The sequence below is a fragment of the Nocardiopsis sp. iso_238 genome, from assembly GCF_056173325.1.
The window spans coordinates 552,733-565,489 of record NZ_CM149668.1 but is presented as its reverse complement, the minus strand read 5'-3'; the positions used below and the strand labels follow the sequence as shown (position 1 = coordinate 565,489).

General features: G+C 74.1%; 4 protein-coding genes. All 4 read right to left on the bottom strand.

The features are described from left to right. Positions 1–87: 87 nt before the first annotated feature. Positions 88–888 carry an ABC transporter permease gene (locus AC0VYL_RS02540; protein ID WP_475458703.1) on the bottom strand — a complete coding sequence of 267 codons (801 nt, stop codon included), beginning with the start codon at positions 886–888 and terminating at the stop codon, positions 88–90. After that, positions 885–1,859, bottom strand: a complete 975-nt coding sequence (locus AC0VYL_RS02535; RefSeq protein ID WP_475482199.1) for an ATP-binding cassette domain-containing protein — start codon at positions 1,857–1,859, stop codon at positions 885–887. The genes AC0VYL_RS02540 and AC0VYL_RS02535 overlap by 4 nt, the downstream gene beginning before the upstream one ends. Before the next feature lie 53 nt (positions 1,860–1,912). Further along, positions 1,913–2,122 (bottom strand): MbtH family protein, encoded by a 210-nt coding sequence (locus AC0VYL_RS02530; protein WP_475458698.1) that lies wholly within the window; start codon positions 2,120–2,122, stop codon positions 1,913–1,915. A gap of 67 nt (positions 2,123–2,189) precedes the next feature. Then, positions 2,190–12,515, bottom strand: coding sequence for an amino acid adenylation domain-containing protein (locus AC0VYL_RS02525; RefSeq protein ID WP_475482198.1), 10,326 nt, complete (start codon positions 12,513–12,515; stop codon positions 2,190–2,192). Positions 12,516–12,757: the final 242 nt, after the last annotated feature.

The following is a 12,757-nucleotide window of genomic DNA, read 5'->3' as shown; positions in this document are numbered from 1 at the left end:
CGGGGAGGCGCCCCGTGGTCCGTCGGCCCCGGGGCGCGGAGGTGGCGGTCCACCCATGGGTCGTCCCGCTCCACCTCCGCGCCCCGGTCAGCGGGCGCTGATGAGGACGTAGCGGCGCAGGGCCAGCGGGGCGAAGACCGCGATGACCACGGCCGACGACAGCGCCGCGTACAGCACCGCGTTCTCCGCGGGCCAGCCGGTCGGCTGCGCCAGGCCCGGCGGCGGGGCGTTGCCGAACAGCTCCCTGGCCGCCGAGGCGACGGCGGTGACCGGGTTCCACTCCGCGACGACCCGCAGCGGCGCGGGCATGCCCTCGACGGAGACGAAGGCGCCCGACACGAAGGCGACCGGGAACAGCCAGACCAGGCCCAGGCTCTGGGCCACCTCGACGCTGCGGGCGGTCAGCGCGATGAACACACCGATCCACGAGGTCGCGAAGGCGAAGAAGAGCAGGAGGGCCACGCCCAGGACCACCTCGCCCGCGCCCGTGGTGACCCGCCATCCGATCGCCAGCCCGCACGCGGCCGTGACCAGCAGCGACAGGGAGCTCGTCGCCAGGTCCGACAGGGTCCGGCCCAGGATGACGGCGATCCGGGACATCGGCAGTGACCGGTAGCGGTCGACGATGCCCTGCTGGAGGTCGTTGGCCAGCCCGACCGCCGTGAAGGACGAGTTGAACAGCAGGGTCTGCGCGAAGATGCCGCCGATCAGGAACTCGCGGTACTGCGCGCCGCCCAGGCTGCCGCCGAAGACGAAGGCGAGCAGCAGGACGAACATCACCGGCTGGATGACCCCCGCGACCATGGATCCCGGGGTGCGCACCACGTGGAGCAGGTTCCGGTGGGCGACGACCCCGCTGTCGCTCACCGATCTCATCAGTGCGTTCACCGGGGACCTCCCACCAGGGAGGCGGGTTCGTCCCGCCCGGTGAGTTCGAGGAACACCTCGTCCAGGGTGGGGCGGCGCAACGCCACCTCCACGACGGGGACGCCGCCACGGCGCAGCGCGGCCAACGCCTCGGTCAGCGCCGTCTGTCCCTCGGAGGTGCCCACGGAGAGCCGCCGGGTGCCCGGGTCCGTCTCCGGGCGGCCGTTGCCGTGGTCCGCGACGATCCCCGCGGCCGACTCCAGGTCGGCGGCGTCGGCGAGGACGAAGTCCATCCGCGCCCCGCCCATGTGCTCCTTGAGGGCGTCCGCGCTGCCCCGGGCGATCACCGTTCCCTGGTCGATGACCACGATCGTGTCCGAGAGCTGGTCGGCCTCCTCCAGGTACTGCGTGGTCAGCAGGACCGTGGTCCCGTCCTCCACGAGGGTGGAGACGATCTCCCAGGTGTCCATCCGCCCGCGCGGGTCCAGGCCGGTCGTGGGTTCGTCGAGCACGACCACCTCGGGCCGGGCCACCAGGGCCCCGGCCAGGTCGAGGCGGCGGCGCATGCCGCCCGAGTAGGCGCCCGAACGCTGGTCCGCGACGTCCCAGAGCCGGAAGCGCCGCAGCAGTTCCCGGGCGCGCGCGGCCGCCTGCGCGCGGTTCATCCCGTACAGGCGTCCCACCATGCGCAGGTTCTCGAAGCCGGTGAGCTTCTCGTCCACGGCCGCGTACTGGCCGGAGAGCCCGATGCTGCGGCGGACCGCACCCGGGTCGGCCACCACGTCGTGACCGGCGACCCGGACCCGTCCGCCGTCCGGCCGGAGCAGGGTGGTCAGCACGCGGACGGTGGTGGTCTTGCCCGCTCCGTTGGGGCCGAGCAGCCCGAGCACGTGCCCGCGCGGCACGGCCAGGTCGATGCCCCGCAGCGCGCGGTGTCCCCCGAAGGACTTGGTCAGTCCCTCGACGTCGATGACATGGTCGTCCCCGTCCACGTCACTCCCTTCGTGGGTTGGGGGCCCGGCCGCGCGGCCGGGCCCTGGTTCTCTCAGGCGGCGTCGAGCTGGCGCACCCGGTGGGGACGCATGTCGGTCCAGTTGGTGTCGATGTAGGTCAGGCACTCCTGGCGCTCGGCGGGGCCGTGGCGCACGACCCAGCCGGCCGGGACCGGGACGAAGGCGGGCCACAGGGAGTGCTGGTCCTCGGCGTTGACCAGGACCAGGAAGGAGGCGTCGGTGTCGTCGAACGGGTTCTGCATGGGGTGCCCTTCTGTGTTCCGAGCGGCGCGTTGTCACGGGCCGCGGTTGTCGGTGGTGCGTGGGGGTTCAGCGGCGGTGCGCCAGTGGCCGGGCCATCCGGTCGGCGAGGACCGGGCCGATCACGGACAGCGCCTCGGGTGTGGTCATGAGCGCGTGGGTGCAGGTCACGTCGTGGTCGTCGATCCGACCCCCGACGTAGGGCCGCCAGGTCCGCGCGAGGTCGACACCGGGAACGCCGTCCAGCGTCGCGGTGAAGAAGAGGAGGTCTCCGTCGAAGACGGGCGGCTTCCCGTGGCGCAGCAGGGTCACCTGCCGGTCGAAGCCGAGGAGCATGGCCTCGACCGCGTCCTTGGAGAGCTCTCCGAGGGGGTCGCCGTGGCGCCGGAACACCGCGATGGCGTCCTCGGTCGTCGGGGACTCGCCCAGGCCGTCGGCGTCCTCGGCGTAACCGACGGCCCGGAGCAGCGCGTCGAGGACCTGGGTGTCGTCCTCGAAGCCCGCGTCGGCGGACTGGCCGAACGGGTGCGAGTCCAGCAGGGCGAGGGTGGCCACCTCGTCGCCGGTCTCCCGAAGGTGTCCGGCGAGCGCGTGCGCGATGTTGCCGCCGAAGGACCAGCCGAGCAGGTGGTAGGGCCCCTCCGGCTGGATCTCGCGGATGCGCGCGGCGTAGTCCTCGGTGAGCGACCGCAGGTCGGTGGCGTGCTCGGTCCGGTCGCCGGGGCTGAGTCCGGGGGCCTGGAGTCCGTACACGGGGTGCTCCGCGCCGATGTGCCGGGCCAGCCCCGCGTAGGGCCAGGCGAGTCCTCCGGCGGGGTGCACGCAGAACAGCGGGGCGCCCTCGCCGGTGGGCCGGATCGGCAGGATCCGCCCGAGTCCGGTCCCGGTGGTCTCCCCGTCCGCCGCCTGGATGAGCCCGGCGACGGTGGGGTTCTGGAAGAGCATCGGCACCGTGACCTCCTGGCCGAGGGCGGCGCTGACCCGCCGCACGAGACGCGCGGCGAGCAGCGAGTGCCCGCCCATCTCGAAGAACCCGTCGTGCACGCCGACCTTCGGCAGGTCCAGGACCTCCGCGAACAGCTCACACATCCGGATCTCGCGCCGGGTCCCGGGAACACCGGTGACCTGCGGCGCGTGCTCCGCGGGGTCCGGCAGGGCCGCGTTGTCGACCTTGCCGTTCACGGTCAGGGGCAGGGACTCCAGGCGGACGAACACCGCCGGGACCATGTACTCGGGAAGCCGGGCGGCCAGGTGTCGGCGCAGCTCGGCGTCGCTGGGACCGGGGTGGACGAGCGGCACCGGGTAGGCCACGAGCCGCGCGTCGCCCGCGGCCGTGCGGCGGACCAGGACGGCGGCCTCGGCCACGCCGGGGTGGTCCACCAGTGTCGCCCTGATCTCCCCGGGTTCGATCCGGAAGCCCCGGAGCTTGACCTGGTCGTCGGCGCGGCCGACGAACTCCAGCGTGCCGTCGGCACGCCACCGCACCAGGTCGCCGGTCCGGTACATGCGTCCGCCGGCGGCGGCGAAGGGGTCGGCCACGAACCGCTCCCCCGTCATGCCGGGGCGGCTGCGGTACCCGCGCGCCAGCCCGGCCCCGGCGATGTAGAGCTCACCGAGCGCGCCCACGGGCGCGGGCTGGAGTCCGCCGTCGAGCACGTACACCCGGATGTTGCCCACCGGTCGGCCGATGGTCGGTCCGGCCTCGCCGCCGATGCCCGCGATGACGGCGTCCACCGTGGTCTCGGTGGGGCCGTAGAAGTTGTAGGCGCGCACGCCCGGGCGACGGGTCAGGTCGTCCCAGAGGTCGGCGTCGACCGCCTCGCCGCCCAGGGCCACCACCGAGAGCGCGTCCGAGTGGTCGAGCACGCCCTCGGCGATGAGCCTGCGGGCGTAGCTGGGGGTGGTCTCGACGGAGTCCACGCGATTGCGCGTCAGGTAGTCGGAGAGCCCGGAGGGGTCCCGGCGCACGGAGTCCTCGACCACGTGCAGTTCGTGCCCGTCGACCAGCCAGAGGATGGGGTCCCAGGAGGCGTCGAAGGCCACCCCGGCGGTGTGCGCGACGCGGAGCCTGCGGCCCAGTTCCTCGCTGACCGGGGTGAACAGCTCCTCCTGGTGGCTCAGGAAGAGGTTGACCAGCGACCCGTGCTCGACCTCGACGCCCTTGGGCCTGCCCGTGGAGCCGGAGGTGTAGATGACGTAGACGATGTCCGAGGCGGTGAGCGGGCGGACCCGTTCCCGGTCGGTCAGCGCGCCCGCGGTGCCGCAGTGGCAGTCGCCGTGCTTGTCGGTGATGGCGTCCACGTCCCGCACCAGCGGGGCGTCGGGGACCCGGTGGGCGAGCGAGGAGTCGGTGAGCACCAGTCCGGGTGCGGCGTCCTCCAGCATGGTGGCCAACCGCTCGTCGGGGTGGTCGGGGTCCAAGGGCAGGTACGCGGCGCCGCTCTTGAGCACGCCCAGGAGGCTCACCACCGTCTCCACCGAACGCTGGAGCAGGACGGCGACCACGTCCCCCGGACCGTTCCCGAGCTTGACCAGCGAACGGGCCAGGCAGTTGGCGCGGCGTTCGAGGTCGGCGAAGCTGAGCCGTTCCTCCCCGCAGACCAGGGCGGTCGCGTCGGGGGTGCGCCGGACCTGGCCCTCGAACAGTTCCACGACGGTCTCGACCGGGAGCTCCCTGCGCAGGCCGTGGCCGTCCGCGAGGAGTCCCTCCCGTTCCTCGCCGGAGAGGATCTCCAGGCGGCCGAGCCGGGCCTCCGGGGTCCGGGTGGCCGCGTCGAGCAGCCGGACGTAGCGCTCCACGAGCCGCCGGGCCGTGCCGGGGTCGAACATCGCGCTGTTGTACTCCAGCGTTCCCCTGACACCGGCGGCGCCGCCGAGCGGTCCGGCCTGTTCGGCCAGGTCGAAGGAGAGGTCGAACTTGGCACCCAGCGCCGGGGCCCCCGGTTCGGGGCGCACGTCCAGCCCGGAGAGCTCCATGGTGGGCGTCTCGTTGTTCTGGAGGGTCAGGGCCGTCTGGAACAGGGGGTGCCGCCCGAGCGCCCGGGAGGGGTTGAGCCGCTCCACGATCTGCTCGAAGGGCACCTCCTGGTCGTCGAAGGCGTCCAGGTCGGCGTCGCGCACCCGCGCCAGCAGGTCCGTGAAGGTCGGGTTGCCGGAGGTGTCGGTGCGCAGCGGGAGGGTGTTGACGAAGAACCCGACCAGTTCGTCCAGGGCGGGGTCGGTACGCCCCGCGACCGGGCTTCCGATGACGATGTCGTCGCCCGCGCCCAGGCGGGTGTGCAGGGCGGCGAGACCGGCCTGGAGGACCATGAACAGGCTCGTGGACGTGGACCGGGCCAACCGCAGCAGGCGTTCGTGCAGGTCCGCGCCGATCTCCACCCCCGTGCTGGCGGAGGGCTGGGAGGCGGTGGCGGGACGGGGCCTGTCGGAGGGCAGCCGCACCTCGTCCGGGGCCCCGGACAGGCGGCGCTCCCAGGCGTCGAGGCTGTGCCGGATCGCGCTCTCGGGGTCGCCGTCGTCGCCCAGGACCTCGCGCTGCCAGAGCGTGTAGTCCGCGTACTGCACCGGCAGGTCGCGGGCGAGGGCCGCGGTGCCGTGCACACGGGCGGTGTAGGCCATGGAGAGGTCGCGGGCCAGCGGCGCGGTCGACCACCCGTCACCGGCGATGTGGTGCAGGACCAGCAGCAGGACGTGCTCCCGGCCCACCTTGAACAGGTGGCCGCGCAGGGGCGTCTCGACGGCCAGGTCGAAGCCCCGGCCCGCCTCGCGGACCAGGGCACGCCGCAGCTCCTCCTCGGAGGCGACCTCGACGCACTCGCCGCCCGGGGCGACCGCCTCGGGGGGCAGCACCTGCTGGAGGGGTTCTCCGTCGGTGTCGGGGAAGACCGTGCGCAGGCTCTCGTGGCGTGCGGAGACGTCGTACAGGGCCCCGCGCAGCGCCTCGGTGTCCAGCTCGCCGGTGATCCGCACCGCCATCGGCAGGTTGTAGAGGGCCGCCGAGGTGTCCAGCCGGTTGAGGAACCAGAGCCTGCGCTGGGCGAAGGACAGCGGGATCCGCGCGGGCCGGGGCATCGGGCGCAGCGGCGGCCTGGACTGGCGCCCGGTGCCGAGCGCGGCGGCGAGACCGGCCACGGTCGGGGCCTCGAAGAGCGTGCGCACGGCGACCTCGGCGCCGACCGTGTGGCGGATGCGGGCCACCAGGCGCACCGCGAGGAGCGAGTGCCCGCCGAGGGCGAAGAAGTCGTCGTCGATGCCCACCTCGGGCACGTCCAGGACCTTCGCGAACAGCTCGCACAGCACCGTCTCGTCGCGGGTGCGCGGGCCGCGTCCGCCGCCGGTGACGGCCTCGGGCTCGGGCAGCGCCGCACGGTCCAGCTTGCCGTTGGGTGTCAGCGGGAGTTCGGGCAGCACCATGACCACCCCGGGGAGCATGGCGGCGGGGAGTCTGCGCGCCGCGTGGTCGCGGATCCCCCGGGTGTCGGGGCGCCCGCCCGGACGCGCGGTGACGAAGGCGGACAGGCGCGCGTCCCCGTCCCGGGTCCGGGTGAGCACCACGGCCGCCTGGGCGACGTCGGGGTGTTCGGCCACGACCGCCTCGACCTCACCGAGTTCGATCCGGTGGCCGCGCACCTTGACCTGTCCGTCGACGCGGCCGACGTAGCGCAGGGCGCCGTCGGGCCGACGGGTCACCAGATCGCCGGTGCGGTACATCCGGCTCCCGTCGGCGGCGAACGGGTCCGCGAGGAAGCGCTCGGCGGTCAGCCCCGGGCGGCCGAGGTAGCCGCGGGCGACCCCGGCCCCGCTGAGGTAGAGCTCTCCGACGACCCCCGCGGGGACCGGGCGGAGCCTGCCGTCCAGGACCCGCGCACCGGTGTTGGCGATCGGTCCGCCGATCACCGGCTCGGCCTCCTCGTCGGAGCGGGCCGTGACGCTGTCGACGGTGCACTCGGTCGGTCCGTACAGGTTGTGCGCGGTCAGGCCGGGGACGTCGCGCAGCTCGGCCCAGAGCCGGGCGTCGACGGCCTCGCCGCCCAGGGCGAGCACGCGCGGCCCGGTGCCGCCGTCGAAGAGCCCCAGCGCCACGAGCTGCCGGGCGTAGGAGGGCGTCGTCTCGACGGCGTCGACCTCCCGTTCGCGCAGGAGGGTCACGAGCCGTTCGGCGTCCCCCCTCACGGGGTCCTGGACGATGTGGAGTTCGTGGCCGTCCACCATCCACAGGAACGGGTCCCACGAGGCGTCGAAGGAGACCCCTGCCGTGTGCGCGACCCGCAGGGGTCGTCCCGCGGCGGCGACCGCCGGTCCGAACACGCGCTCCCGGTGCGAGTGGAGCAGGTTGGCCAGCGAGCGGTGCTCGACGACGACGCCCTTGGGGCGCCCGGTGGACCCGGAGGTGTAGACGACGTAGGCCGCGTCGCGGGGGCCGGGTCGGTCCGGGACCCGGAGCATCGGTGTGTCCAGCGGCAGCGCGTCGACGTACAGCACCGTGCTGTCGGCGGGGAGGCGCGTCCGGTGGCCCGTCGTGGTGAGCACGTGCTCGGGCCGGGCGTCCGCGAACATGTGGTCGATCCGCTCGCGGGGGTAGGACGTGTCGACGGGCATGAGGGCGGCTCCGCTGCGGAGCACGCCCAGGAGCGCGACGGCCAGGTCGACCGAGCGCGGCAGCACCGTGGCGACGGTCGAACCGGGCCCGGCGCCCCGGTCGGCCAGGACGCGGGCCAGGCTCTCGGCGCGGGCGTCCAGCTCGGCGAAGGTCAGGGAGTGGTCGCCCGCGACCACGGCGATCCGGTCGGGCGTGCACAGGACCTGGGCCTCGAAGGCCTCCAGGATCGAGTCCGCGGCGCCGGAACGGGACGGTCCCGCCGCACCCGCGTCCAGCTCCGCCCGTTCCCCGGGGAGCAGGAGCTCCGCCTCCTCGACCGCGGTGCCCGGAGCCTCGGCCAGAACCGAGAGGAGGTGCGTGAACCGGTCGGCCACGGAGCGGGCGGTGCCCTCGTCGAAGAGGTCGGCGTCGTACTCCAGGTCACCGAGGAGTCCGTCCGCGGCACCGCCGGAACCGAGGTGTTCCGTCAGGTTGAAGGTGAGGTCGAACTTGGCCTGCCGGGCGCCGGTGTCCTCCAGCACCGTGGTGTCGAGGTCGCCCAGGGACGGCCGCGCGGCCGGGATGTTCTGGAGGGCGAGCATCACCTGGAAGAGCGGTGGCCGCGAGCCGAGGCGGGTCGGGCGCAGCTCCTCGACCACGCGGTCGAAGGGGGCGTCCTGGTGGGCGAAACCGGAGAGGCAGGCCTGCCTGGATCGGATGACCAGGTCGTCGAAGGTCGGATTTCCGGACGTCCGCGTGCGGATGACGACCGTGTTCACGAAGAAGCCGACGAGGTCGTCGAGTTCCGCCTCCGTGCGGCCCGCCGTGGGTGTGCCGACCGTCAGGTCGGTGCCCGCGCCCAGGCGTGAGAGCAGTGCGGTGAGCCCCGCGTTGAGCACCATGAACAGGCTCGCGCCGTGCCTGTCCCCGAGCTCGTTGAGGCGTTCGTGGAGTTCGGGTGACAGGCGCAGCGGAACCGAGCCGCCGCGTCCGCTGGACCGTTCGGGGCGGGCGCGGTCCACGGGCAGGACGGTCTCCTCCGGGGCCCCGCGCAGGGCCTCGCGCCAGTAGGCGAGCTGACGGGAGAGCTCGCTCCCGGGGTCGTCGTCCCCGCCGAGCACCTCGTTCCGCCAGAGCGTGTGGTCGGCGTACTGGACCGGGAGGGGTTCCCAGTCGGGGGCCCGTCCCTGGGACCGGGCGGAGTAGGCGTCGGACAGGTCGCGGGCGAGCGGTCCCAGCGACCATCCGTCACCGGCGATGTGGTGCAGCACCAGCAGCAGGACGTGGTCGCGCTCACCGACCCTCAGGAGCCGCACCCGTAGCGGGGTCTCCACGGAGGTGTCCACGCCGCGGCCCGCCTCGGCCGCGATCACCCGCTCCAGGTCGTGTCCGGGGCACGACACGGCGGCGAAGTCGAGGGGGCTCTCCCCGGGCGCCAACACGTGCTGGCGCGGCTCCTCGCCGTGCAGCGGGAACACGGTGCGCAGGGTCTCGTGCCGCTCCACCAGGTCGTCCAGCGCGGCGCGCAGGGCCTCGGTGTCCAGCTCACCGCGCAGCCTGAGCGCGGCCGGGATGTTGTAGGCGCCGGAGTCGGGCGCGTACCGGTTGAGGAACCAGAGCCCGCGCTGGGCGTGCGACAGCGGCAGCACCTCGGGGCGCTCCCGCGCCTCCAGCCGCGGAGCGGTCCCGGCCCCGTCCGGGAGCACCCCGACCAGCCCGGCCACGGTCGGGTTCTCGAAGAGTTCGCGGATGGCGGGGGCCGCGCCGAACTCGGCGCGGATCCGCCCGATCAGGCGGCTGGCCAGCAGGGAGTGGCCGCCCAGGGCGAAGAAGTCGTCGTCCACACCGACCCGTTCGACCCCGACCGCCTCGGCGAAGAGCGCGCAGAGCCTGCGCTCGCGCTCGTCGCGCGGCGCCCGGAAGGAGTCGGAGCCGCCGGACGGCAGGGGCAGGGCCGCGCGGTCGAGTTTGCCGCTGGGGGTCAGCGGCAGCTCGGGGACCCGGACGGTCGCGGCGGGCACCATGAACGCGGGCAGCCGGTCCGAGGCGTGGGCGCGGACCCCGTCCGCGTCGGCGTGGTCGTCGACGACCACGTAGGCCACCAGGCGGGTGTCGGCGCCCTCACCGACGGGGATCACGGCGGCCCGTCGGACGCCGGGGCTCTCCCGGACGACGGCCTCGACCTCGGCCGGTTCGACGCGCACCCCGCGCACCTTGACCTGGTCGTCGGCGCGGCCGAGGAACCGCAGCGTGCGGTCGGGCCCCGGCGAGACCAGGTCGCCGGTGCGGTACATGCGGCTGCCGTCGGCGGCGTAGGGGTCGGCCACGAACCGTTCGGCGGTGAGCACGGGACGGCCGAGGTAGCCGCGCGCGACGGACGCGCCCGAGACGTACAGCTCACCGGTGGCGCCCGGGGGGACGGGCCGGAGCCCGGAGTCCAGGACGTAGGCGCGGGAGTTGGCGACCGCCCCGCCGATGTGGGGGTGGCTCTCCGGTGTGACGGGCGCGGTCAGGCTGTCGACCGTGGTCTCGGTGGGGCCGTACAGGTTGTGCGCGCTGACGTGCTCCAGCGACGCGAGCGTGTTCCACAGGTCGGCGTCCACGGCCTCGCCGCCCAGGGCGACGACGGTGGGGCCGCCGGGCTCCGCCAGCCCCTCGGCCAGCAGCGCGCGGGCGAAGGAGGGTGTGGTCTCGATGGCTTCGAGCCCGTGTTCGCGCAGGTGGGCGACGAGCCGCTGGGGGTCGCGGCGGACCTCGTCCCCGACCAGGTGGAGCTCGTGGCCGTCGACCATCCACAGGAAGGGGTCCCAGGCGGCGTCGAACGAGAGCCCCGCGGTGTGGGCCACGCGCAGCGCCCGCCCGTGGCGCTCGCGGGCGGGGGTGAAGACGAGTTCGCGGTGCGAGTGCAGGAGGTTGAGCAGCGACCGGTGCTCCACGGCGACCCCCTTGGGGGCACCCGTGGAACCGGAGGTGTAGATGACGTAGGCGAGGTCGGCGCCGGTGGCGGGCCGGGGCCGGGCCGACGCGGGCGGGCGCGGACCCCCTTCGACGGCGGCCCTGGTGGCCGGGTCGTCCATCAGGACGGTCGCGGGGGCATCCTCGGGCGCTCCGTCCGCGGCTCGGGACACCGTGTCGCCGTGGGCGAGCACGAGTGCGGGACGGGCGTCCCGCACCATCGCGGCCAGTCGGCCCGGCGGGTAGCCGGGATCCAGGGGCAGGCAGACCGCGCCGGCCTTGAGCACGGCCAGCTGCGCGACGGCGAGGTCGGTGTGGCGCCCCAGCCGGACCCCCACCACGCGTCCGGGGGCGGCGCCGAACGCGCGGAGGTGGTCCGCCCAGCGGTCGGAGAGGGCGTCCAGTCGGGCGAAGGTGAGGCTGCTGTCCGGTGCGACGACCGCGGTGCTCGCGGGGAACCGGGACGCGGTGATCGCGAACTCGTCCGCGACCGTCAGGTCGGGCAGTGCCCGCGCCGGGCCGTCGCTCGCGCTCGGCCGCGTCCGCGCCTCCTCGGCGGAGCGGACCTCCAGGGACCCCACCGGGGCGGAGGGGTCCTCCGCCATGGCCCGCATGACGGCGAACAGGCGGCGCTGGTGGTCGACGAGCCCGTCGCGCGTGTACAGGTCGGGGCTGCCGTCGAAGTCGACGCGGACGTCCTCCGTGGCGCCGAGCCCGTGGAAGATGACGGACAGGTCCTCGACGGGGCCGACCGAGAGGTTGTGCGTGGTGGCCGGGAGTCCGGCGAAGACCAGCCGTCCCAGGGCCGGGATGATGTTCACCGACGGACCGGTGAGGCGGCGGCCGACGTTCGCGCCGCGACGCAGGTCCTCGCTCCGGTACCGCTGGTGCCGCAGCGCCCGCCGGGTGTCCAGGGCCACCTGCCGCAGGAGTTCCGACACCGGCTGGTCGGGGCGGACCCGGACCCGCAGCGGAACGATGTTGGAGACCGCCGCCGGGACCGTCCGTGAGTGCGACGTGCGGCGTGTGGTGACCGGCAGGCCCAGGACGACGTCCCGGGCGCCGGTGAAGCGGTGGAGGTAGACGGCGGTGGCCGTGAGGACCGCGGTGGGCAGGCTGGTGCGCTGTTCGCGGGCGGCGGCCTGGAGCCCGGCGGCGATCTCGCGGGGCAGGCGGTCGGTGACCCTGTGCAGGCCGGTGGGCATCCGCACGGGCGCACCGGCCAGTCCCACCGCGTCGGGGGCGTCGGCCATCCGCTCCGCCCAGAAGCGCCGGTCCGTCTCCTCGGTGCCGTCCTCCCGGTAGTCGGCCTCCTCCTCCAGGAGTCGGCTCAGCGAACCGAAGGGGCTGGGGCCCGGCTCGGTCCCGGCGGCCAGGGCGTCGTGGATCTCGGTGACCCGGCCCAGGACCAGCATGGCCCCGTAGCCGTCCAGGAGCAGGTGGTGGACGCGCTGGTAGACGAAGTGGCGTTCCGCGCCGAGCCGGAAGACCACCTCGGAGAACAGCGTCTCGCCCCGGACGTCCTGCGCCCGGTCGAGGTCGTCGCGCATCCACCGGCGGGCGGACTCGGCGGGGTCGGTCTCGTCGGTGAGGTCCACGACGGTGGGCCACCAGTCCTCGGGCCTGCGGACCTCCTGCCAGGGCACCCCGTCCTCCTCACCGAAGCGCAGGTGGAGCGACTCGGTCTCCAGCACCGCCTGGCGGAGGGCGGCGCTGAGGATCGAGACGTCCAGCGGACCGTCCAGCTCCAGGTACTCCGCGATGGCGTACACGGGGTTCCCCGGGTCCATCTGCTGCGCGTACCAGAGCCCGGTCTGGGCAGCCGTGAGCGGCAGTCGGCGGGCTCGGCCGGTGTTCGTCATCGAAGACCTTCCAATCGCGTCGGCGCCTCTGCTCTTGCAGCGACGGGCCGCGGTTGCGGGGAATTGAATGCCTGTGTCCGGGATGCCTCGGGCGGGGAGCGGGGCACGCCAGCGGATCGGCCATCCCGGACGGGGCCGGGATGACCGCTTTCAATAGCTTGTCTGTGATCACTGGTGATTCGTGGTGAAAGTTCGGAAGGATTGCGTGATGCACGTCACACATAGCAATCAGATACTTACTA

Bases quoted from the DNA above. Each gene is read 5' to 3' on its own strand.
- AC0VYL_RS02525 (WP_475482198.1), bottom strand. From the start codon at position 12,515: ATGACGAACACCGGCCGAGCCCGCCGACTGCCGCTCACGGCTGCCCAG.
- AC0VYL_RS02530 (WP_475458698.1), bottom strand. From the start codon at position 2,122: ATGCAGAACCCGTTCGACGACACCGACGCCTCCTTCCTGGTCCTGGTC.